Here is a 20,286-nt window from a genome sequence, read left to right as displayed (position 1 = left end):
TCCAAGACATGCGGCCTCCTGCGTAGCTGTTATCGAAAGAGGCCGGCTGGAATCGGGGCAATATATGGCCCATGACAGCTGCGAGAACAGGCGCTATCGGCACCGAGTTAGTCCGGTCGGGGGGACAAGGGCCGCCGGGCTGATCCAAAGCGCCCTGACTAGGTTGTCGCGCTGCGCAAGTCCGGCCACAGCATCAGCAAGACTGCTGCCCCCCATCCGCCTACGCGACGCACTGGGGCGCATGACTCATATCCAGCTATCATTGCTGCCGGGCGAGATCACTAACCTACAGCGATATCGCCGACGGCCCAAGTTGTATTCAATCTCATAATCTGGTCATGGCGAGGTTGGCTGGTTCCACCTGGTGGCCACAGAATTAGGATGACTGAATCCGTTCTTGACGGTTTCAGTGGCAAACTGTCTCGTGAATGGAGGAATGATGACGCATGATACTGACGTGATTGGAGAGTTCGATCCCGAATCCTCTATTCTCTTCCTTGGCTCTGGCTTCAGCCTCGGCGCGAGCAACATCGCGAATGGTACTCCGCCCAACGGCAGAGGATTGCGGCGCCACTTTATCGAGCAACTCAACCTTCCAGCAGATACGGATTACGATCTACAAGTCCTCAGCGAGGAATTCGCCGAGCATGACTCTGGGAAGCTTCGTGACGAGCTCTATAGGATATTTCGACTGACCGAGCTAACTGCTGGACAAACGGCTGTGTTGAATGAGTCTTGGCGACGCATTTATTCGACCAACTACGATGACGCGGTCGAGTTGCATCGGTTAAAAAAGAAAGTGCCGCCGAATGCCTACGATGTCTCGGAGCCAGTTCCGAACAAGCTTCCTCACGGCGCAGTAGTGCACCTCCACGGCAGCATCCGACTGATCACGCCTGATAATGTGATGAAAAGCCTGGTTCTCGGTGAAGGATCTTACGTGAACCAGTATGTCGTGCGCTCACGCTGGTACGACCAATTTCAGCGCGATCTGGCTTTCGCAAGCACCCTTTATATCGTTGGATACAGTCTCGCCGATTACCATATTGCAGGCCTACTGATGGCCAACCCTAAGTTGGCCGAGCGAACCATCTTCATACAAGGGCCCACCGTCGACGAAACGTTCCTGCGACGCACTGCACAGTACGGGCGCACTATGTTTATAGGCACCGACGGCTTCGCCGAGATTCTAGCGCGCGCTCCACGCTCAGTTGCTCCTTCACTGGATAACCTGCGCTCTTTCCGCTCGCTGTCACCCGTACGAGATAAGAAAGCAGTCGCTCGTCCGACCGCTACCGAGGTCTTTGATCTTCTAGTCTATGGCGATTTCGATCCTGGTCGCCTTGCTCGCTCGCAACCCAGTGAGGAATACGCGATTGCTCGGACGGATTCGGTGCGCGCGGCGGCGGATACTGTTGAGAGTAAGGCATCGCTCGTTGTAGATGGTCGCCTTGGTAACGGCAAATCAATTTTTCTTCATCTACTTGCGTTCGAGCTTTCATCGAGAGGATGGACCTGTCTACAGCTCCAACTCGGCCACCCGGACCTTCAGCGAGAGGTTGCAGCACTGGCCGGGGTCGAGAGATTGGTCGTGTTTGTCGACCAATATTCGGCCGCCCAGGACAGTTTGCGCGGCCTTCGCGATGCTCTTCCACAGGCTAAGCTCGTGGTGGAAGTGCGGACGGGGACGTTCGAGGTCCGCTTTCACGAATTCGTAAAGCTTCTGCCCCAACCGTTTGACCGGGTGAGCCTTAACGCTCTCACACGATCCGAAATAGCCTCGTTTGGCCGGTTGTGCGAGAGTGCTGGGCTTCGTGCACCTGATCTCGATCACCGTGGCGACCTACGTGACCTTTTGCTTGATCTTTTCGAAAATGCCGCAGTCCGCGACCGTGTGAAAGTGGCTCTAGCCCCCCTGTTTGAAAATAGGGCTACTCGGCGAATTTTGACTATGACCATGTTGATCGCCACTCATCAAGGCTCCGTCGGCGCCTCATTCGTGAGAAGCGTAGTCGGCGAGGACCCCTTTATGGCGCTCAAACCGCTGGAGGATCTATCGCATGAAATTTTCGAGACGTCAGCTGATGGTTTTAGGGCTCGATCGTCTATCTTCTCCTCGTTTGTGCTCGCAGCGTTCATTGGACCAGAGGAGATCGCTGACGCTGTTGTCGAGGTGACGCTGGCCGCTGCCCAGCGGAGAAGCGAGCGATCGTATCGAATTCTCATGTCGAACATGATTGCGTATTCGAGCTTGCGGAGAACCCTGCGCGGCAAGGGAGATCCGGACACCGTCATCGCGAGCATCTATGAACGTCTGCGATACGACGAGCGAGTGAATGGTGAGCCGCTCTTTTGGCTTCAATATGCGATCGCGATGGCGGAAAATACTCGGCTCGATGCAGCCGACGAATTCATCGCCACGGCCTATAGAAAGGCCGAAAAACTTCCCGGTTTCCAAACCTACCAGATTGATACCCAAGCTTTCCGCATCGCTCTGATGCGCGCGATAGAGGAGAGCTCGGGTCAGACTGTTTTCAACATTGATGCAGTTCTTCTTGGGATTGAGCGGATTGATGCCATGCTCGGCGACGGGAGCCACCGATTCTACGCTGTGAAAGTGCTTGAATACGTTCAGCCGTTTGTGACGGCACGGCTTGGAGATTTTGTAAATGGCGAGCGGACCGCTTTGCAGTTCTGGCTTCTAAAAGTGGAAAAGTCGCTCTCTTTGCTGCCAGATGACTTCAAGGCAGCAGCTGGTTCTGAGGTAGTCCGTAGGAGCGTCGAGGCGGCTGCCAAGATGTTTATCGACCAACGTTAATCTTATGAGTGTCCGGTAAGCCTCGAGTTTTTCTATCGCCTTGCGCCGGACGCTCTTTATCCACCGCCCCGAAAAGAGCGCAGATTTTTAAAGGGATTAAAGTCTGCATTTGGCCGATTGAGGACATTTGCAACGAAAATAGTGGACGTATTTATTTTCAGATGAAGAGCTCACTTTTCTTGGCCAGTGAAGGCACTGTGATAGCATGCGTCCGCCCCCCGGATAGGGGGATTTTTTCTACATCCCGCAAGGAATATGCCCCGTGAAAGACTTCGTCATCAGCGTCAACAACACCGTCCTCTATCTCTCCCTGGCATTCATCTGGTTGGTCGCTATCGTCGCGATTTTCACCAGCGGGTTCTTGCCGGCGCTGGGTATCTTCGTGGCCGGCACCCTGTGCTGGTGCATCATTTCCGGCTTCTGGTTCGTCCAGTCGGCGACCTACGAAGAACTGCGCAAGCTGAACGCCAGCAAAAACTGAAACATCCGGGTGGAGCCGCAAGTGCCCCGCCCTACCCTGAGCGCTTGGTTCCGTGCCAAGCGCTTCTCTCTGCTGCGAACTACTCGTACGCCCCCGCCTTCTCCGACCTCCACATCACTTCGCCCTTTTCCCTTTCAGCCAACGAGGGACCGGACTGTTTCTCAAGAATTAAGCCCCATCTTTGAACGCTTAAACAGGCCCGTTTAAAGCAACCCGCCGTACCTTCCCCAAGGCTACAACGCCTTGCGTCATTGCCTACGACTACGCCAGAATCCGCCGGCTTGTGCGTCTACGACGCGGGTCTTATCGTTTCCCGGTCACTGAAAAACAGTGATGGGGTTTGGTAGCCCGAGACAAACACAAGATGCAGAGCACACCATCGCGGCGGTCAATGCCCCGGTTTTATGGTGGCCATGCACAGGGCGTCTTCGGGCGCGCCGGTCTTCCTTGTGTCCCGGTCTACCAACCTGCGTATGGCCACCACCCAACGTTTGGTAGCGAGTGGGTGATGGCTCCTAAGGACGACACAAGGAGTTTCATCATGATCAAACCAACACCCAACCCACCCGAAACCGACCCCACCTCCCCCTACGAATCCCCCAACTCAAAAAAACTCCACGACGCCGCCGAGCGCGCGCTGGATCACTATCTCTTCCCCGCCGCCGGGATCATGTCGTCCTTGAACGAGCCCGAGCGGATGTACCTGGCCAATCCGAAGTACAACACCGAATGCCTGCTGGCCAACGCCAGCGAAAACCTCGGGGCGGCCAGTGAGATGCTCAGCAATTTCGCGGCCACGCTCGATCCGTCGCATCGCAAGACGGCGATCGGTATCGCGCAGGTGGTGATGATTGCCGAGCTGGCGGTGAATCAGGCGCTGGATCACGTCGAGGTGGCGTAACCCACGAAGTTCTGTAGAAGCGGTATTTGACTGCTTCTACAGAGGGGCTCCGTTCAACACGGGACCACCCGAACCTACCGCAATTAGGGGGCGTCATTTCCTAGTGTTGCTAATAGACGTTGCGTTCGTGATAGGTTGTGCCACTCACAAGGAATTGTTGACAGGAAGTCATCATGGCTAAGCCAGCTGCACGCAAGACTGATCCATCGAGTTGCCCCTTGCCTGGGCATGGCACCAACCCGATCGCAACAGGTTCTCCCGACGTTTTTTTCGACGGCCTACCTGCCGCACGCCAAGGTGACACCTGCACGTGTGGCAGTGCATTGTCGTCTGGTCTGTCTTCAACCGTTTTCATCAATGGCAAGAATGCCGCCACCATCGATACCGGCGGAACCCATGGCAGCATTGTCATTGGTGGGTCTGGGACGGTGATTATTGGTGACTCACACACTCCCTGCGATTTTGTTCCTCCGACGCTCCTGGCCGGTCACGCAAGGTGGATCGGATTCAGAATTCCTGCGGACGAAAGCTATGAAGGCTTATCCTGCACCGCTCATTTTGAGGATGGTTCAACGCTTCCGGGTGTGTTCAATAAAGACAATGCCGTCAAATTCTCGAACCCATCAGGCAAGACCTGCCTCATGCTCAAATTCGACGATGAACCGCCTGCCGACTCCCCTTCTCTCACCGATAGCTTGTTGAACAAAATTCTAGGATAAGGAACGTCCTATGACAGAGCCGTACATCGTCACTGGCAGCTATGTTGTTCAACGCGAACACGCCTTGAAAGACTCACCCCTCGACCGGGCGCTGGAGTTGATGGAAGGGGCCGCCCTTAGATTTTCGCTGGATGCAATCTCTGATGAAAAAGTCAGGGCGAGCTATCTCAAGAACATCAAACGCATGTCCCAACAAACTTTAGATGACGTGAAAGCAGGCAAAATTACCGCGCAGGAAGGTGTGCAATTCAGTCATGAAATGAGAAACAAGATCATGATGGAACACCGCAAATTCACCTCTGCGCAGGGTTTAGCGATCGTCCAAAAGAAGAAAGCCGATGGAAGAACACTGCAATCGCTTTTTGATCGCTATTCGGAGCGGCTTTTCAAAAAGCCCTACAGCAGCCTTTCAGCAGCAGAGCAGTCGAAGGTTCATTACACCATTTTGGAAGCTGCCGGCCGGGACGATGTGAAGTTCACGAAAGGCACTCAAAAAATGCTGATCATGGGGAAATTAGGCGTTCTCGTGACGGCCGCACTTGCGACGTATCAGATTTTGAACGCCGATAACAAACCGAAAGAAGCGGCGCGACAAGGCATCATCGTTGGCGGGGGCGCCGTAGGCGGGATCCTTGCAGGTTTGGGTGTCAGCGCCCTTTGTGGTCCCGGCGCCCCAATTTGCGCGATTGCGGTTGTCTTGGCTGGTACGGTTGCCGGTGGTGTCGCAGGCGGTGCGGTTGCGGACTCGCTGGATGAGGAACTGGAGGAGTTTTCACATTGGGATATTTTCTGAGTGAACCGAAGCTGACAGAAGTCAGAACCGTACTCTCCGATCCGTTCAACGATTTCCCGACCGACTACGACTACATCGCAAGTAAAGTCGGCGGCGTCGATCCGGAAGTGCTGTATGAGATTCTCTATTCAGAGGTCGCACCGGTATGCTTTACCAATCTCGCAGCTGCTGTGCCCACTGTCTGGACTGGCTTCGATCCAGACTCACTCAGAATCATGATCGAGGAAAGGCTGGCAGCCAGGGAGAACAGCTGGTTTCGCAGGCAGTTTGATAAGGCGTTGGTTCGCTGGCTGCAGTACAACTATGGCTACATCTGGAAGGAGATTTCCTCCAGGCTTTGAGCGCTTAAACAGATCCGTTTAAAGCAACCCGCCGTAACTTCCCCAAGGCTACAACGCCTTGCGTCATTGCCTACGACTACGCCAGAATCCGCCGGCTTGTGCGCCTGGCATGCGGCTTTTATCGTTCTGGGGTCACTGAAAATCAGTGATCGGGTTTGGTAGCCCGGTATTTCCAGGCGCATAGCGCCACCTCTTTGCAGGGATCGTTCTCGTCTCTGCTTTTTTATGGTGGCCGTGCGCAGGGCTTCTTCGGAAGCGCCGGGTTCCTGGACCGGTCTACCAACCTGAGCATGGCCACCACCTTACGTTTGGTAGCGAAGGGTGATGGCTCCTAGATTGCTTTCCAGGAGATACATCATGATCAAACCAACACCCAACCCACCCGAAACCGCCCCCACTTCCCCCTACGAATCCCCAAACTCCAAAAAACTCCACGATGCCGCCGAACGCGCGCTGGATCACTACCTCTTCCCCGCCGCCGGGATCATGTCGTCCTTGAACGAGCCCGAGCGGATGTACCTGGCCAATCCGAAGTACAACACCGAATGCCTGCTGGCCAATGCCAGCGAAAATCTGGGCGCGGCCAGTGAGATGCTCAGCAATTTCGCGGCCACGCTCGATCCGTCGCATCGCAAGACGGCGATCGGTATTGCGCAGGTGGTGATGATTGCCGAGCTGGCGGTGAATCAGGCGCTGGATCACGTCGAGGTCGCGTAACCCGGCGATGGCTGTAGTAGCCGTTCGTGGCGGCTTCCATAACGCGATTTGTTGAGTCTCCCGCTGCTGCAGAAAAAAGCGCGGCTCAAGAGGTTATGGAATGCAAAACAGCCCGGGCCGACACCCTCGTTAACTACGAAGGGCGTCGGCCCGGGCTGTTTGCGTTCAAGTGAGAGGATGGCCGAATCGATTGCCGTAAGCAGCTCCGACTCAACCGTCACCACACCTTTCACAAATCCCCAAGCTACGTTAGCTTGCAGGCTTTTCATGCTGGGAAAGCTTCAATGAAAGCAGTGACGGAACGACTTGAAAAATGGTTGGAAGCCAACATCCCTGAAACACTTGAGGATCTGGCGCCGGGATGTTCGGACGCTGAAATCGCCGAGTTCGAAAGCCTTGTAGGCAAGTCTTTCCCGGACAGCCTGAAGGAACTCTACAAGTGGCGTGACGGGCAACGCGGTGCTGCGAATTCGGGTCCCTTCTACGGTCTTGAATTTCTGTCGCTGGCAAAAGCCAAGGACAATTGGGAATCCTGGAAAAGCATTATCGATGGATGGTCGCCCGAAGAAATGACCGAGGCGAGTGCCTTCTGCACGTCGGGAACTCCCGATGCTGTCCAGAAGCTGTACGCCAGCAAATACTGGATTCCCTTCGCCTACGACTACGGTGGTAACCATCTCGGCGTCGATCTGGACCCGGGAGCGCGCGGCACCGTGGGTCAGGTCATCAACTTTGGCAGTGACGAAGACGACAAATACGTCGTGGCCACTTCCGTTGCCGCGTTTATGGAGTGGCTGGTCGATCAACTCGAAAGCGGTAACTTCATGATCGAGGAGGAAGATGACGGTTCGCGAAGCTTGAACACAAAGACGCCTGAGATGTTTCATTTTCTGGACGCGGTTCCCATTCTGTTCGGGGCGCAATCTGCTTAACGTAGTGGGGCCTAATTTATTTTCGTGTAATGAATCAGTCCCATTTCTACGGTATCGACGTGCATTCATGGAGGAAACAGTGCGGATTTACATCACAGGAGCGTCGTGTGTGGGCGTGTCTACCCGGAGTCAAAATCTCGCGATTCAGCTAGGTGTCCAACAGGGACACCTGAAAACCAAAACACTACTCATCGCCTTGCTAGGGTTCTTTGCCCTCCCCCAAACAGCCATATCCCTCGCGGATACCGCCAATGGAAAAGCCCTCTATTCACAGCGATGCGCCGTGTGCCACGGAGCCGACATCAAGGGCACCGGGCCGTTGGCCAGGAAAAGCAATCCGCCAACGCCTGACCTGACGACGGCCGCCTTCAAGAAGCGACTGAGTGATTATCCGGGCGTTATCGTGTCCTCGGTGATTCTTCGTCCCAACGGGGATTTGATTCCAAAGACCTTGCGGGAGAATGGCGTGAAGATCCCGCCGCACGCCTGGAGCGTTAACGACTTTCGCGACTTGCACCAATATATGAGCGGTGTGATTTCCCATACGGACAAATAAGAATGAGGCAGATCTGTTATCTGGTGACGGGATAATGGGTCTGCCTCATTTTCACAATCAGGCTGCATCCACCATGACCGATACGTTCCAAGGCAGTTGTCTCTGCCGCGCCATCAAATACGAAATTACCTCGCGACCCAAAGCGTTTTCGCACTGCCATTGCAGTCAGTGCCGCAAAAGCCATGGGGCTGCGTTTGCCAGTTATGGCAGCGTGCCATACAAGGATTTGCACCTCATCCAGGGTGCGGATCACATGATGGCTTACCGCTCTTCTGAATCAGTACTTCGACAGTTTTGCAGCCAATGCGGCTCGTCGTTGTTTTGGTCGAAAAGCAATGGCGATCATGCCGATTGGGTTTCCATTGCACTGGGGACTTTGGACACTCCTTTTACGTCCGAAAAGCAACGCCATGTCGAGGTCGCGTCCAAGGCCTGCTGGTATGAGATTCAGGATCAGTGGCCGCAGTCGCAATGACTGCGATGAATCAAAAGCTCGGTTGAATCTACAAGCGTTATGACTCCCCCTCTGCGCGCCCATGGATCAACTACAGTTTGCTTTACCAATCTCCAAGGATTGTCATCTATGGCTGCGGATCAGGATCGTTTTTCACGCGCGTTCAGCTTTGTTCTTAACAACGGCACCGAACTGTTTCCGGTGCAAATGAGGCGCAGGAGTACCGGAATTATCGCCTATCGAATTTCACGTGGGGGGGCTAACGGAAACACGCTGGAGGTAGGCGAGGAAGTTGATGAAGCGACAATGATTCATAAGGTCCTGGACCTGGGTTTTGCCGTTCGCTGCTCATCGCTGGATGGAAAGACCAAAGGCTTGTACAAATCAAATCAACGAGCTGTACGCGACGTACGTCGAAAATGAATCAAAAATGGGGACAGATCTATTTATCCGTGGCGTGAAAATAGATCCATCCCCATTTTTGCCCCCCCCGCCGTGCTGCATTCCTGACAGGAATGCCCCCATAAAAAACATGAATTTTATTTAAAGCGTCGAATCTTTTAGCGTCGTCCACTCTGCATATGGAGATGACGCTATGAATGACTCAAGCCTGCGCCTTTACGTCGATACTCAATTCACCAGTCCCTACGCAATGTCGTGCTTTGTGGCCCTTCGAGAAAAGGGAATCGAGTTCGAAATGAGCAACCTGGACCTGGACAAACTGGAGAACCAGGCCAGCGATTACGCCCGTCTTTCGCTGACTCAGAGGGTGCCTACCCTCGTGCATGGCGACTTTGCGTTGTCGGAGTCATCGGCGATCACGGAATACCTGGAAGATGTATTCCCCCAGACACCTGTTTACCCTCGGCATCCACAGAAGCGCGCGGCGGCGAGGCAAGTTCAAGCGTGGCTACGCAGTGACTTGCTCCCGATCCGACAGGAGCGCTCTACCCTTGTCGTGTTCTATGGTCAGAAATATGGACCGTTGTCAGCGTCGGCTGAGGCTGCCAAGAAAAAGTTGGTTGAGGTCGCTCAATGGCTGCTTACCGACAATCCGGACTACCTTTTTGGTGAATGGTCTATCGCCGACGTTGATCTCGCCTTGATGCTGAACCGATTGATACTCAACGGGGACACGGTGCCGGCTCAGTTGGAGGATTACGCTCAACGCCAATGGCAGCGCCCGATAGTACAAGAGTGGATCAATCTGCAACGACTCAAGTTTAGGAAAAATGGGGACCGATCTACTAATCCCAAACGTGAAAATAGATCTGTCCCCATCAAGTAGGCCTCGTGCCTCTCTGCACTCTGGGGCGCTACAGCTCCAATGCCTTCGCCATGATGACCGTACGCTCCGCCCCGTGAAACTCGTCTCGAACCTTTTCAAACCCTAGCGAAGCATAGAAGCCTTCTGCAGTGATTGAAGAAGGCACACGTAGCCGTTTCAGATCTGCATTGATGGCAAGTGATTGAAGCCTCTGCATGAGCTGTCTTCCGATACCCTTTCCTTGATGGCGCGGGTCGACAAACACACTTCGGACAATGTCGTGATCCAGACTCGCGGTTGCAACGATATGACTGCCGGCTGTAGCCACCAGGACTTGACGCTCAGCCAACAGATGAAGGATCGCCGGAGGAGAGAAGCTTTGCGCCACTTGCTCGATGATTTCGGCGGAGTAGTCCTGAACGTTGGATTCGCGCAAAGCACTGAGGATCGTTCGACTGATCGCTGGCGCATCTGCACTTGTAGCGTTTCGAATCAGGTAATCCATCAAGGGCCGCTCCTTGCGCGTCTTCACTTGATCGTAGCGAAAAATGGGGACTGATCCATTAATCCGTGGATCAGCCCCCTTTTTTTGAAGCATGGACAGCAACGGCTTTCACCCCAACCGCATCGACACCTCAATATCATCCGCAAACGGCACGCTCACGTAACCGTTCCCCGGCGAGCGCACATGCGCCAGATACTCCGGGCAGTAATCGGTGTTATCCGCTACCACCAGAGCGCCGGGGCGCAGGTGTTTCTCCACGAGTTTCAGCACGTCGCCATACAGCGCTTTCGCACCATCGAGCAGAAGTAAATCCACAGTCGGTGGCAGGTCGCGAGCCAGAGTGACAAGCGCATCCCCTTCCCGAATTTCAATCAGATCACTCACCCCGCCTTCAGCAAAATGATGCCGAGCCAGTTCAATCTTCGACGGTTCAAACTCGCTGCCAATCAGCACGCCGCCACCGTTGTCCCGCAGCGCTGCCGCCAGGTGCAGGGTGGACAGGCCAAACGAGGTGCCGAATTCGACGATGGCTTTGGCCTTTGTGCTGCGCGCCAGCATGTACAGCAGTTTGCCGGTGTCGCGGGAGACGGGTAGCCACAGGTCTTTGAGCATTGCGTAGAGCTCGCGGTATTCGGTTTTGCTGTGCATCAGGCGTTCGCGCTCTTCGCCGGATACGTTGTTCAGCGCCGGGCTGGTGGCGGCGCTGGCCTGGGTGTAGAGGCGTTCGATGAGGGTCGCCAGCGGTTCGGTGGTCAGGGTTGTCATGATGGTTTTCCGTGGGTTGAGAGCTAATATGCGAATGATTCGTCGCATTTAAATGATGCGAGCGAATGGCCCTGTTCGCTATTCGCATTCCAACCCGACGCCCGAGCTAGCCATGACCGATCGCCAGACCGCCCGTATTTCCTCACGCAAACAGCCGCAGCAGGCACGCTCCGCCGAGCTGGTGGCGGCGATTCTGCAGGCGGCTATTCAGGTTTTGGCCAAGGAAGGCGCGGCGCGTTTCACCACGGCGCGGGTCGCGGAAAAGGCTGGCGTGAGTGTCGGGTCGCTGTATCAGTACTTCCCGAACAAGGCGGCGATTCTGTTTCGCTTGCAGAGTGATGAGTGGTTGCAGACCACCGGGATGCTGCAGCGAATTCTGAAAAACCATGACGAGCCGCCGCTGGAGCGCCTGCGCACGCTGGTGCATGCGTTCATTCGTTCGGAGTGCGAGGAGGCGCAAATGCGCGGCGCGTTGAGTGATGCGGCGCCGCTTTATCGCGATGCGCCGGAGGCCCATGAAGTGCGGGCGGCGGGCAAGCAGATCTTTGCGACGTTCATGAAGGAGTTGCTGCCCAGGGCCAGCGAAGTCGTTCGCACGCAGGCCTGCGATCTGATCCTGGCCACGCTCAGTTCGGTAGGGAAGGATTTTTCACTCAGCCCGCGCACCGACGCGGAAATCACCGCCCGCGCCGAGGGGATGGCGGACATGTTCAGCGCTTACTTGATTGCGCTGAACGCATGAAATCTGCAACGTTAGATAACCCTTGCAGATCTCGTGCAATTAAAGGACATATGGCTTGAGCATATTTAGAAAGTATCTTTGCCTTGAAGCTTTAATATGGATATATCTCGGCTGTTGGAATGCAACCGTGCCCCTTATTATCGTTCAGCGTGGAAGCTTGTTGGAGCTGGCAACCTATGAAACGGGGCTGGCCCTTGCCGCCGTCATTTCCATACTGTTTTTGGCGTCCCGCGTCGAAGTCATGCGACGCAGCACCGCTCTAAGGACAGGCTGTATTGCCATTGCGTTGACCGGCATCCTGCGCTACGTGTCTGTTTCCGCTTCGTATTCGATAGAGGCTCTGCTGATAATTGACATCCTTGCGGTCGCGGCTTTCGGCGTCGTTCAATCTCTTTTCGGTGTTTATCCGGCTGAAACCGTAGAAAAAGTTCGAATAGAACATGCCTTTCGCATCCGGCGCATCATCGTAACCATAAGTCGCGTTATTGGCCCGCTGCTGGCGGGCGTTGTCATTGGATTGTTTTCGCCACAAGCCTCTCTTCTCTTTGCAGCCATTGTGGGTGTGTTCGCAATGGGGTTAGCGTTCGTATTACCGCACAGCGTCAAATCCGACTCGACACAGATAAAATCGCCGGTACAACGAGTTCGGGAAATGTTTTTGGGAATTAGACTTAAATTAATTCTTCCACCTGAAAGATTCCTGACTGTTGCTGGTTTCATGTTGAGCCTGGCAGTTACTGCCACAGTACCCATGCTGGTTCCAATTCAAATTCACACCCATAATCTCGCTGAAAGCAGTGTCGGCCTGTTCAACGCCATATTTGCCGGAGGCGCAATCGGTGGCCTGTTATTTTTGAGCCCGTTTGTTGCCAGAAGACACAACCAGCGAAAAAAATATATTGGACTCTGGACTTTATTAACCGCCTCCCTCGTCACAGCGGCTCTCTCTGTCGAAGTCTGGCAATTGGCTCCATGCCTCTTTATTGCTGGAGCTTCCAGTGCTTCGCTTTCACTGATCGGGATGGATAAGAGAACTGTCTCGGTGCCGTCTGGAGTTCGTATCAGATTAATGGCCGCCACACTTATTGTCGGCCAACTTGCAAATTCGGCCTCTTATATGATGATGGGAACAACGATGACGCAGTTCGGCACCCATGGTTTGCTATTGGTTTACTGCGCAATTTTCCTGTTTGTCTTGTTTCATGCAGCACTTTCGAAGTCCATCTGGTTTTTCCTTGAAGATGCGGCAGACTCCGAACTGTTTTATAAAAATAACCATCCCGGACTGGAGTCGATCATGGTTTCGGTTGCAAAGTGATGGATGCCGGATACCCGCTGCCGCCAATAAGCCCGGATTGATTCCGCAGAACACCACGTAAAGGTCTTCGGTCAGGATGTCTTCAAGTCCCATGTGCCCCTATCTCTCCAAACCGAACTTTGCCCAAGGCCCACATTCGATCCAGTTGGCAACTGGTCTGTGGATCGGCCTCGAAACTGTAACTGTTCATCCTGCAGACCGTGAGCGAAATTAAGGCCACTCCCCGCCCGAAATGAAGTGAGCACACGCCGTGGATCTGACCGTCACCACCCTCCTCGTCACCTTCGCCGGCGTGTTCCTGATCTGCTTCATGAAGGGCGCGTTTGGTGGCGGCTTTGCGATTGTCGGGATTCCGCTGCTGTCGCTGGTGATGGACCCAATCACGGCTGGCGGGCTGCTGGCGCCATTGTTCGTCGCCATGGATCTGTTCAGCCTGCGCTACTGGAAACCTTCCACCTGGTCAAAACCCGACCTGAAGTTGTTGGTACCAGGTTTGATCGTCGGCATCGGCGCCGGCTATTTGCTTTTCCGGGTACTGGACCACCGCGCCATCGCCATCGTCATGGCGGCGATCACGCTGTTGTTTGTCGGTTTGTGGTTCAAGGCGGGCGGAGAAGTCCGAGTGCGGCCGCGCTCCTCACCCAAAGCCGTGGCTGCCGGCATTACTTCGGGTATCACGACGATGGTGGCGCATTCCGGCGGGCCGCCACTGGCGATCTATCTGCTGCCGCTGGGGCTGAGCAAGCAGATGTATGCCGGAACGACCAGCCTGTTTTTCACCGTGGGCAATCTTCTCAAGGCGGTGCCATGGCTGCTGCTGGCCAAACCTACCGGCAACGTGCTGACACTGATGCTCGTCAGCTTGCTCGCTGTACCCTGCGGCGTCTGGCTGGGTTGGCGGTTGCACGCCCGACTGGACCAGCGTCAGATGTACCGCGCCTGTTATGGCTTGCTGGTGGTCACGGCATTGAAGCTGTTGTGGGATGGGGTCAGCGGATACCTTTCCTGAAGCGTTGCCAAAATCCAGTTCACAAACCGATCTGTGCCCATTATTCGCACTTCAGCGACAACAAATCCGTCTACGCTCCAGCCACCCCCTCTGGAGTGAACGCCATGATCCGCGCCCTGCTCACCGCTTCCCTGATGCTGGCCCTGAGTGTTCCGGCCCATGCCGACGTGACGCCCTTCCCTGCCTCGTTCCGCACGCAGGACATCGCCGTGGACGGTGCAAAAATTCACACGCGCATTGGCGGCAAAGGCCCGGCGGTGGTGCTGTTGCACGGTTTTGGCGACACCGGCGATATGTGGGCGCCGCTGGCGGCGGATCTGGCGAAGGATCACACCGTGGTAGTGCCGGATTTGCGGGGCATGGGCCTGTCGTCGATCCCGGCCGATGGCTATGACAAGAAGACTCAGGCCGGTGATATCCGCGCGGTGCTGGCTTCGCTGGGCATCGAGCATTCGGTGGTGGTCGGCCATGACATCGGCACCATGGTCGCCTTCGCCTACGCCTCGCGGTATCCGCAGCAAACCGATCGCCTGGTGGTGATGGACGCGCCCGTTCCGGGGATCCCGCCGTGGAACGAAATCGTTCGCTCGCCGATGCTCTGGCACTTCGACTTCGGCGGTCCGGATGCAGAACGACTGGTGGCCGGGCGTGAGCGCATCTACCTCGACCACTTCTGGAACGAGTTCGCCGGCGACCCGAAAAAAGTCGACGAAGCCACCCGCCAGCACTACGCCAAACTCTACGCCCGGCCCGGCGCCATGCACGCGGCGTTCGCCCAGTTCCGCGCGATCCGCCAGGACGCGGTGGACAACGAAGCATCGATGAAGACCAAACTGAAAATGCCGGTGCTGGCGGTCGGCGGTGAAAAGTCCTTCGGCAACAACGAAGCCATCGTGATGCGCAATGCCGCCGACAACGTCACCGAACTGGTGATCGCCGGCGCGGGGCATTGGCTGATGGAGGAAGCGCCAGTGGAAACCACTCAAGCGATTCGCAGGTTTATTGCGCAGTGACTGGCAAGCGAGTTGTTGTCATCGGTGCCGGCATCGTCGGCGCGTCGATCGCTTATCACCTGGCCGGCAAAGGCGCGAAGGTCACCGTGGTCGATGCCGCAGAGATCGCGAGCGGCGTGACCGGGCGTTCGTTTGCGTGGATCAACACGTCGCACAGTGGGCCCGATCCCGTTGCGCAACTGCGCGCTGCGGCGATCAGGGAATATCACCGGCTCGAAACAGAGCTGCCGGATTTGAAGATACGCTGGACAGGCGCCCTGACCTATCCACCCGGCACCGATCGGCGACCCTCAACACCCCTGCTCTCTCGCCCACAGGTACTCGGCATTGAGCCCCACCTAAAAAACCCTCCCCAGCAGGCTGTTTACGATGCAACCCAAGGTGCGCTGGACGCTGTACAAGCTACCCACGCGTTGATCGCCGGGGCTCAGGCTCATGGGGCACACGTTCTTGAGCAGACTCAAGTGCTCGGCCTCACCACCCACAAAACCGCTGTGACCGGCATCCAGACTGCATCGGGCACCATTAAGGCCGATGTGGTCGTACTCGCCGCGGGGACCGGCATCACGCAACTGACCGAGACTTTGAACCTGACCCTTCCCATCGAGGCCTCGCCGGCCATTTTTATCCGCTACAGAATGCAACCCGATCGGGTGAACACCCTCATCTCCAGCCCGGAAATGGAAGTCAGACAAGGTCCGGAAGGAATCTTGCTGGCGGCAGAAGATTATCTGGACGATACGCTGGAGAATCGCCCGGAGGCCATCGCACGAAGAACCGCAGCGGCTATTCAAACCGAGTTGGCCGGGATCACTTCCATCGAGCCAGAACAGGCTTGTATCGGGCTCAGACCCATTGCGGCGGATGGCACGCCCATCATCGGTTATCTGCCAGGAATCGACGGAGTGTACGTTTGCACGATGCACCCGGGCGTGACTCTGGCAGCCATTGTGGGTCGTCTGGTCAGTGAAGAGTTGATCGATGACCAAGCCTCCCGTGCCTTGAGCGCATGCCGTCCTGAGCGTTTTTTTCAGGTGTGAAGCGCCGACGGGGTTCATCACTCCCTTGCTGGCCGATTCCCTGGGATTGGCGCAACAGCTCAGAGCACTTCGGGCGATCGAGCCCAATCATTGACTGCATCAATAACAACCATTAACTCAATGAAGTTCTCATATCGAATCCAAAGCGTAGGATCTGCTCCATACCAACCCACTGCACACGGAGTACAGAACCATGAAACGCCAAACCCTCCTCGGTATCGCCTTCTCGCTCTTCGCCCTGAATGCTTTTGCGGCGACTGAAACCGATCCACTGTTCAGCGATGCTGTTGCCTCTGCGACTCAAACTGATCCATTGTTCAGCGATGCCGTAGCCGCGACCGAAACCGATCCGCTGTTCAGCGATGCCGTCGCCGCGACTGAAACTGATCCGCTGTTCAGCGATGCCGTAGCCGCGACCGAAACCGATCCGCTGTTCAGCGATGCGGTTGCCGAAGGTGGTTCTGACCGTCTGATCGAACGTCGGAACGTCTGAATGCAGGGTTTTACCGCAGTACTCGACAAAAGCCCGGACTTAACCGCCGGGCTTTTTCATGCGGGTTATTCCACGCATTTCTTGGGGGTCATGCGGATGTCTTGAGTCAGATTTTCAGCGCTCTGTAGCTCAGTTCCCGACACCGCTTCTTTTTTCGCCGTCAGTTCGATCGGGTATGGACCGGTCTGCGCCAGAACTGCCTGTGTCCTGGCAATGAATGCTTCGTCGCTTTGTGTGTAGAAGATCCATTCACGTTGCCCTCCTCCCGTCACCGTGCATATCCATTTGGCCAAGCCTTTATCCTGTAAGGCCGGCAGTATCTGCTTCTCCATTTCGGCCATGCGCTTGCCGACCCGATATCCCGGCGCGTGAGTCGGGGAGGAATATTTCCAGGTGATTCGGGCTTTGAATGGCTACGCCTGTTTTTCAGTTGCCGAGATGGAGTCCACTACGGCGAAAGTCCCGGGAAGAGGCGTAGCTGGAAAATCAGATTCCTGGAACTTACTTTGGATATCGGTGCGTGCTTGCATCCTTACCGCGTCGTTATCGAGAAGCTGTTCAAGCGCTTCCGCTTTTCTGATCTCCCGATCCTTTACGCACCTGTCGTACTCGGTGCTGTTGACCGGGCCTGCAATCAGGCATTGATCGGGCGCGACCGGGAACCGAGTCGGTTCATGGCTGGAACAGCCTGCGACCAGCAGGCTGGCCAATGCCAGAAACGGAAGTTGTTTTGTAAAGTACTGCACGCCCGAAGCGGATGTCATCCGTGAGCGCCCGGATCCTTCAGTGACCATGAATCTTTTTCCTTGAACCTTGAGCGGTTTTACCTATTTCAGGACTGGGGTAGTTATCGTCACTGCGAGCACTTTCTTAAGAAGAGATAGCAACGCCGCATCAAAGTCGGGACTAGAAAGGGGACAGATCTATTTTTCTGTCTTCAGCTGAAAGATCTGCACTTTTGCTACGCTGGCGCACCGCTTGCCCCAGGACCAATGGCACATGGAAATTGCCCCGCACTTCATTCTTCATGAAACCGAGCACTGGATCATCAACCACCATCTGGCCAGTGCACTTCCCGGCTATCTGATGCTGGGGACCAAAATCCAAACCAATTCACTGGCCGAGCTGTCGACCGAGGCACTGGCGGAGCTTGGAGGGCTGCTCGCAAGAACTCAGCAAATCATTGAGCGCCATCTGAAGCCCAAGCGCCTTTATATCGGCCGCTTCGGTCATGAACCCGGTCTTCCCCTCCACTTCCATTTCATACCGGTCTATGACTGGGTCGAAGACTTGTTCTGGAAAGACTCCCGCTATCGCTTGCTCGAATCTTTTGCCTACGCCGAGAATCCCTTGCCATCGACCGATGGCGCAGAACTGACGCTGTTCGTTTGGCGAGAATTTGCCGAGAACCCCACACCGCCAGCGATTCAGGGGCGCTCTGTTGAAGAGGTGATTGAGGAACTGCGCAGCGCCTTCAAATGATCAGTTCATCGAGTCGCCCGCTGCGCGGATGACTCAATCGAAGGCGCCATTGAGCACTTCATAAATCAGCCCGGTGGCCAGCGCGACCAGGATCAGATCGGTGCCGACCTGCTGCCATTCGTAGCCGTCGTAGTGCGGCAGTCTGCCAACCAGTCGACCATCGAGCTTCTTTGCGATCCCGGGCGGCAGCGGCTTGCCCCGGGCCAGGTTTTTCTGGATGCCGGGCGGCAGCGCCGGGCCCGGGGTCCAGTAGCCGCGATAGCCGTCCACAATCCCGATCACCCCGGCGTGGTCAATACTCGGGCCATGCCCCTGATAGCCGCCCCCGCCTTTTTTCCCCTGATTGCCATGATCCTGGCTGTTATGCGGATTGCCTTTGCCCTGCCCCTTTCCGTTGCCTGGATCGGCCAGCGCTGTCAACGAACTGCTCAGCAGCGCAATACAGGTCGTGGTCGCAATCAATGTGCGTAAACCGGACATCGGCCGTTCCTTGAATGAATGGGTGTCTGTGGATTCTAGTCAGTTTTTTTTACAGGTATGAAGAGACGGCCCTGTCATCGCGGTTTGTGACGATTTTCGATGCGTGCAGCTTTCGGTGCTCCCCGATTCGCGCTTATCATCCGTGCGACTCGTATTACCGCGGCTGCTGAACCCGGTATTCACGAGGACAGACCATGAACAGAACCCGCGCCTGGAGACGCACCCAGGCCCGCAAACACGGCAGTGACAAAGCGGCGCGCCCGCAAGTGTTCAAGCCAGAAAAGAACTGGAAGTTGTTGTACACCCGCTCCGCCAAACTGGTCAGGGCTCGCCAACTCGGTATGAGCTATCCCGTTCGCTCTACCCGCCAATTGTTGGATCAATCGTGACGAATCTACTGTTCATTTGCAGTCGCAACCAATGGCGCAGCCCGACGGCCGAAGAAGTCTGGCGTCGCCGTCCCGGCTTCAATGTCCGCTCCGCGGGCACCAGCCCCAATGCACGCAAAACCGTCGGCCCAGCGGATATTCGCTGGGCCGATTTCATTTTTGTGATGGAAACCAAACACCTGAATCGTCTGCGGGCCGAGTACGCCCGGCTGCTCGAGCACAAGCGGATTCACTCGCTGGATATTCCGGATGACTATCAGTACATGGATCCCGAGCTGGTAGACGTTCTTGAAGAGTCGGTGAAACCCTACCTCGCCACTTGACCCTCTGTGCCTCCTGGCAACGTACCGAACGAAAAGGAATTCACCCCATGTTTGAACGGAACAAACTGGTTCCAGAATTGATGGTCACGGACCTGCAGGCCAGCCTCACTTTTTGGGTATCCTGCCTGGGATTCAACATCGCTTATCAACGCCCTGAAGATGGCTTCGCCTACCTCGACCTGAATGGCGCTCAAGTCATGCTCGAGCAGGTTGAACCGGATGCAGGCCAGTGGCTGACGGCGGATCTGAGCAAGCCTTTCGGAAGAGGCGTCAATCTGCAGATCGACGTTGAGGTGGTTGCTCCCATCATCGAAAAACTGGGCGTCGCCCAGATTCCACTTTATAAAACCTGCAAAGACACCTGGTATCGCTCTGACGATGTCGAAGTCGGCCAGCGTGAATTTCTCGTTCAGGATCCGGACGGTTATCTCGTAAGACTGGTAGAACGTCTGGGCGAACGTCCTGTTTGTCCGATTTGATCAAGGACGATAAAAACAATGAAAAACGGCAATTTGGCACGGCCTCGAAGGGGCGAATTGCAGTCGCCGACCATTCCCCTGCTCGAAGAGGATTCGCCAGGCGACGGCATCATTTGCGCGGACGGCGGCGCGCGTTCGCGTGAGGTTATCCAGCAACAGGTGGTGGCGTTGATCGACGGTTTTCTGAGTCGGTCGGTGCAGAACTGATCGCGCTGTTGCCTGCACATCGTTGATACGTCAGGATCCCTCCCTTTTTTGACTGGCAGGAG

At 55.7% G+C, this 20,286-nt stretch carries 28 protein-coding genes and 1 pseudogene; 23 read left to right on the top strand and 6 right to left on the bottom strand.

Annotation, left to right across the window (positions count from 1 at the left end):
* The first annotated feature begins 439 nt into the window (after positions 1–439).
* From AC0R79_RS14040 to yfcF, 12 genes are all read left to right on the top strand, one after another.
* Positions 440–2,818, top strand: coding sequence for an SIR2 family protein (locus AC0R79_RS14040; RefSeq protein WP_474734933.1), 2,379 nt, complete (start codon positions 440–442; stop codon positions 2,816–2,818).
* Positions 2,819–3,080: 262 nt separating this feature from the next.
* Complete coding sequence (locus tag AC0R79_RS14035; RefSeq protein WP_011333849.1) at positions 3,081–3,299, top strand: hypothetical protein; 219 nt, start codon at positions 3,081–3,083, stop codon at positions 3,297–3,299.
* 541 nt (positions 3,300–3,840) lie between these two features.
* Complete coding sequence (locus tag AC0R79_RS14030; RefSeq protein WP_085690572.1) at positions 3,841–4,200, top strand: DUF6124 family protein; 360 nt, start codon at positions 3,841–3,843, stop codon at positions 4,198–4,200.
* A gap of 173 nt (positions 4,201–4,373) precedes the next feature.
* Positions 4,374–4,919 (top strand): PAAR domain-containing protein, encoded by a 546-nt coding sequence (locus AC0R79_RS14025; protein ID WP_474734931.1) that lies wholly within the window; start codon positions 4,374–4,376, stop codon positions 4,917–4,919.
* A 10-nt stretch (positions 4,920–4,929) separates the two neighbouring features.
* Positions 4,930–5,712, top strand: coding sequence for a hypothetical protein (locus tag AC0R79_RS14020; protein ID WP_474734929.1), 783 nt, complete (start codon positions 4,930–4,932; stop codon positions 5,710–5,712).
* On the top strand, positions 5,697–6,053 hold the full coding sequence (locus tag AC0R79_RS14015; RefSeq protein ID WP_474734927.1) for a DUF7079 family protein: 357 nt from the start codon (positions 5,697–5,699) through the stop codon (positions 6,051–6,053). Before AC0R79_RS14020 ends, AC0R79_RS14015 begins: the two co-directional genes overlap by 16 nt.
* A gap of 357 nt (positions 6,054–6,410) precedes the next feature.
* Positions 6,411–6,770: a DUF6124 family protein gene (locus AC0R79_RS14010; protein WP_474734925.1), complete on the top strand. Its 360-nt coding sequence runs from the start codon at positions 6,411–6,413 to the stop codon at positions 6,768–6,770.
* A gap of 284 nt (positions 6,771–7,054) precedes the next feature.
* Positions 7,055–7,702, top strand: a complete 648-nt coding sequence (locus AC0R79_RS14005; protein WP_474734923.1) for an SMI1/KNR4 family protein — start codon at positions 7,055–7,057, stop codon at positions 7,700–7,702.
* Between the two features lie 169 nt (positions 7,703–7,871).
* On the top strand, positions 7,872–8,258 hold the full coding sequence (locus AC0R79_RS14000; RefSeq protein ID WP_474735106.1) for a c-type cytochrome: 387 nt from the start codon (positions 7,872–7,874) through the stop codon (positions 8,256–8,258).
* A gap of 73 nt (positions 8,259–8,331) precedes the next feature.
* Positions 8,332–8,733 carry a GFA family protein gene (locus AC0R79_RS13995; RefSeq protein ID WP_375746952.1) on the top strand — a complete coding sequence of 134 codons (402 nt, stop codon included), beginning with the start codon at positions 8,332–8,334 and terminating at the stop codon, positions 8,731–8,733.
* A gap of 108 nt (positions 8,734–8,841) precedes the next feature.
* Complete coding sequence (locus AC0R79_RS13990) at positions 8,842–9,135, top strand: hypothetical protein (RefSeq protein ID WP_375746951.1); 294 nt, start codon at positions 8,842–8,844, stop codon at positions 9,133–9,135.
* A 172-nt stretch (positions 9,136–9,307) separates the two neighbouring features.
* Entirely contained in the window at positions 9,308–10,000 is a 693-nt protein-coding gene (yfcF, locus tag AC0R79_RS13985; protein ID WP_474734922.1) for a glutathione transferase, read from the top strand.
* Between the two features lie 28 nt (positions 10,001–10,028).
* Here yfcF and AC0R79_RS13980 read toward each other — a convergent pair whose 3' ends face one another.
* A complete protein-coding gene (locus AC0R79_RS13980) occupies positions 10,029–10,484 on the bottom strand; it encodes an N-acetyltransferase family protein (RefSeq protein ID WP_474734920.1) in 456 nt (151 codons plus the stop codon).
* A 108-nt stretch (positions 10,485–10,592) separates the two neighbouring features.
* A complete protein-coding gene (locus AC0R79_RS13975) occupies positions 10,593–11,249 on the bottom strand; it encodes an O-methyltransferase (protein ID WP_474734918.1) in 657 nt (218 codons plus the stop codon).
* Positions 11,250–11,361: 112 nt separating this feature from the next.
* Between AC0R79_RS13975 and AC0R79_RS13970 the strand changes: the two genes are divergently transcribed.
* Positions 11,362–11,991 (top strand): TetR/AcrR family transcriptional regulator, encoded by a 630-nt coding sequence (locus tag AC0R79_RS13970; RefSeq protein ID WP_474734916.1) that lies wholly within the window; start codon positions 11,362–11,364, stop codon positions 11,989–11,991.
* A gap of 127 nt (positions 11,992–12,118) precedes the next feature.
* Positions 12,119–13,309 (top strand): MFS transporter, encoded by a 1,191-nt coding sequence (locus AC0R79_RS13965; protein ID WP_240664994.1) that lies wholly within the window; start codon positions 12,119–12,121, stop codon positions 13,307–13,309.
* Between the two features lie 3 nt (positions 13,310–13,312).
* On the opposite strand, the pseudogene AC0R79_RS13960 reads toward AC0R79_RS13965, so the two are convergent.
* Positions 13,313–13,402 (bottom strand): annotated as a pseudogene (locus AC0R79_RS13960) (G/U mismatch-specific DNA glycosylase); the annotation flags it as partial.
* Between the two features lie 157 nt (positions 13,403–13,559).
* On the opposite strand from AC0R79_RS13960, the gene AC0R79_RS13955 reads away from it, so the two are divergent.
* The 4 genes from AC0R79_RS13955 (at position 13,560) to AC0R79_RS13940 (ending at position 16,864) form a co-directional block, all read left to right on the top strand.
* Positions 13,560–14,318 carry a sulfite exporter TauE/SafE family protein gene (locus AC0R79_RS13955; protein ID WP_103387281.1) on the top strand — a complete coding sequence of 253 codons (759 nt, stop codon included), beginning with the start codon at positions 13,560–13,562 and terminating at the stop codon, positions 14,316–14,318.
* A gap of 104 nt (positions 14,319–14,422) precedes the next feature.
* Positions 14,423–15,331 carry an alpha/beta fold hydrolase gene (locus AC0R79_RS13950; RefSeq protein WP_474734914.1) on the top strand — a complete coding sequence of 303 codons (909 nt, stop codon included), beginning with the start codon at positions 14,423–14,425 and terminating at the stop codon, positions 15,329–15,331.
* Positions 15,328–16,371 (top strand): NAD(P)/FAD-dependent oxidoreductase, encoded by a 1,044-nt coding sequence (locus AC0R79_RS13945; RefSeq protein WP_474734912.1) that lies wholly within the window; start codon positions 15,328–15,330, stop codon positions 16,369–16,371. Before AC0R79_RS13950 ends, AC0R79_RS13945 begins: the two co-directional genes overlap by 4 nt.
* A 193-nt stretch (positions 16,372–16,564) precedes the next feature.
* Positions 16,565–16,864, top strand: a complete 300-nt coding sequence (locus tag AC0R79_RS13940; RefSeq protein ID WP_207986019.1) for a hypothetical protein — start codon at positions 16,565–16,567, stop codon at positions 16,862–16,864.
* Positions 16,865–16,929: 65 nt separating this feature from the next.
* Here the strand turns inward: AC0R79_RS13940 and AC0R79_RS13935 are convergent, their stop codons facing one another.
* On the bottom strand, positions 16,930–17,262 hold the full coding sequence (locus AC0R79_RS13935) for a DUF695 domain-containing protein (protein WP_474735104.1): 333 nt from the start codon (positions 17,260–17,262) through the stop codon (positions 16,930–16,932).
* 15 nt (positions 17,263–17,277) lie between these two features.
* Positions 17,278–17,658, bottom strand: coding sequence for a hypothetical protein (locus tag AC0R79_RS13930; protein WP_474734910.1), 381 nt, complete (start codon positions 17,656–17,658; stop codon positions 17,278–17,280).
* Positions 17,659–17,863: 205 nt separating this feature from the next.
* On the opposite strand from AC0R79_RS13930, the gene AC0R79_RS13925 reads away from it, so the two are divergent.
* Positions 17,864–18,346: an HIT family protein gene (locus AC0R79_RS13925; RefSeq protein ID WP_375746945.1), complete on the top strand. Its 483-nt coding sequence runs from the start codon at positions 17,864–17,866 to the stop codon at positions 18,344–18,346.
* A 33-nt stretch (positions 18,347–18,379) separates the two neighbouring features.
* Here the strand turns inward: AC0R79_RS13925 and AC0R79_RS13920 are convergent, their stop codons facing one another.
* Positions 18,380–18,826, bottom strand: a complete 447-nt coding sequence (locus AC0R79_RS13920; RefSeq protein ID WP_474734908.1) for an anti-virulence regulator CigR family protein — start codon at positions 18,824–18,826, stop codon at positions 18,380–18,382.
* A 194-nt stretch (positions 18,827–19,020) separates the two neighbouring features.
* On the opposite strand from AC0R79_RS13920, the gene AC0R79_RS13915 reads away from it, so the two are divergent.
* The 4 genes from AC0R79_RS13915 to AC0R79_RS13900 are packed head-to-tail and all read left to right on the top strand — an operon-like array spanning position 19,021 to position 20,224.
* Positions 19,021–19,215 carry a hypothetical protein gene (locus tag AC0R79_RS13915; RefSeq protein ID WP_474734907.1) on the top strand — a complete coding sequence of 65 codons (195 nt, stop codon included), beginning with the start codon at positions 19,021–19,023 and terminating at the stop codon, positions 19,213–19,215.
* Entirely contained in the window at positions 19,212–19,538 is a 327-nt protein-coding gene (locus tag AC0R79_RS13910; protein WP_474734906.1) for a low molecular weight protein tyrosine phosphatase family protein, read from the top strand. Before AC0R79_RS13915 ends, AC0R79_RS13910 begins: the two co-directional genes overlap by 4 nt.
* 47 nt (positions 19,539–19,585) lie before the next feature.
* The gene (locus AC0R79_RS13905; protein ID WP_474734904.1) at positions 19,586–20,017 is read left to right on the top strand and encodes a bleomycin resistance protein; all 432 of its coding nucleotides are present in this window, start codon (positions 19,586–19,588) and stop codon (positions 20,015–20,017) included.
* 18 nt (positions 20,018–20,035) lie between these two features.
* Entirely contained in the window at positions 20,036–20,224 is a 189-nt protein-coding gene (locus tag AC0R79_RS13900; protein ID WP_474734902.1) for a hypothetical protein, read from the top strand.
* The last annotated feature ends 62 nt before the right edge of the window (positions 20,225–20,286 follow it).

It is taken from the genome of Pseudomonas sp. HD57-3 (genome assembly GCF_056113135.1).
The sequence above is the reverse complement of the archived record's forward strand: the minus strand, read 5'-3'. Positions and strand labels throughout refer to the sequence as shown.

Coding starts and splice junctions, on each gene's coding strand:
- AC0R79_RS13915 (WP_474734907.1), top strand. CDS start 19,021: ATGAACAGAACCCGCGCCTGGAGACGCACCCAGGCCCGCAAACACGGC.
- AC0R79_RS13990 (WP_375746951.1), top strand. CDS start 8,842: ATGGCTGCGGATCAGGATCGTTTTTCACGCGCGTTCAGCTTTGTTCTT.
- AC0R79_RS13920 (WP_474734908.1), bottom strand. CDS start 18,826: ATGTCCGGTTTACGCACATTGATTGCGACCACGACCTGTATTGCGCTG.
- AC0R79_RS14010 (WP_474734925.1), top strand. CDS start 6,411: ATGATCAAACCAACACCCAACCCACCCGAAACCGCCCCCACTTCCCCC.
- AC0R79_RS13980 (WP_474734920.1), bottom strand. CDS start 10,484: ATGGATTACCTGATTCGAAACGCTACAAGTGCAGATGCGCCAGCGATC.
- AC0R79_RS13930 (WP_474734910.1), bottom strand. CDS start 17,658: ATGGTCACTGAAGGATCCGGGCGCTCACGGATGACATCCGCTTCGGGC.
- AC0R79_RS13925 (WP_375746945.1), top strand. CDS start 17,864: ATGGAAATTGCCCCGCACTTCATTCTTCATGAAACCGAGCACTGGATC.
- AC0R79_RS14025 (WP_474734931.1), top strand. CDS start 4,374: ATGGCTAAGCCAGCTGCACGCAAGACTGATCCATCGAGTTGCCCCTTG.
- AC0R79_RS14040 (WP_474734933.1), top strand. CDS start 440: ATGACGCATGATACTGACGTGATTGGAGAGTTCGATCCCGAATCCTCT.
- AC0R79_RS13995 (WP_375746952.1), top strand. CDS start 8,332: ATGACCGATACGTTCCAAGGCAGTTGTCTCTGCCGCGCCATCAAATAC.
- AC0R79_RS13940 (WP_207986019.1), top strand. CDS start 16,565: ATGAAACGCCAAACCCTCCTCGGTATCGCCTTCTCGCTCTTCGCCCTG.
- AC0R79_RS13975 (WP_474734918.1), bottom strand. CDS start 11,249: ATGACAACCCTGACCACCGAACCGCTGGCGACCCTCATCGAACGCCTC.
- AC0R79_RS13905 (WP_474734904.1), top strand. CDS start 19,586: ATGTTTGAACGGAACAAACTGGTTCCAGAATTGATGGTCACGGACCTG.
- AC0R79_RS13900 (WP_474734902.1), top strand. CDS start 20,036: ATGAAAAACGGCAATTTGGCACGGCCTCGAAGGGGCGAATTGCAGTCG.
- AC0R79_RS14005 (WP_474734923.1), top strand. CDS start 7,055: ATGAAAGCAGTGACGGAACGACTTGAAAAATGGTTGGAAGCCAACATC.
- AC0R79_RS14030 (WP_085690572.1), top strand. CDS start 3,841: ATGATCAAACCAACACCCAACCCACCCGAAACCGACCCCACCTCCCCC.
- AC0R79_RS14020 (WP_474734929.1), top strand. CDS start 4,930: ATGACAGAGCCGTACATCGTCACTGGCAGCTATGTTGTTCAACGCGAA.
- AC0R79_RS13950 (WP_474734914.1), top strand. CDS start 14,423: ATGATCCGCGCCCTGCTCACCGCTTCCCTGATGCTGGCCCTGAGTGTT.
- AC0R79_RS13970 (WP_474734916.1), top strand. CDS start 11,362: ATGACCGATCGCCAGACCGCCCGTATTTCCTCACGCAAACAGCCGCAG.
- yfcF (WP_474734922.1), top strand. CDS start 9,308: ATGAATGACTCAAGCCTGCGCCTTTACGTCGATACTCAATTCACCAGT.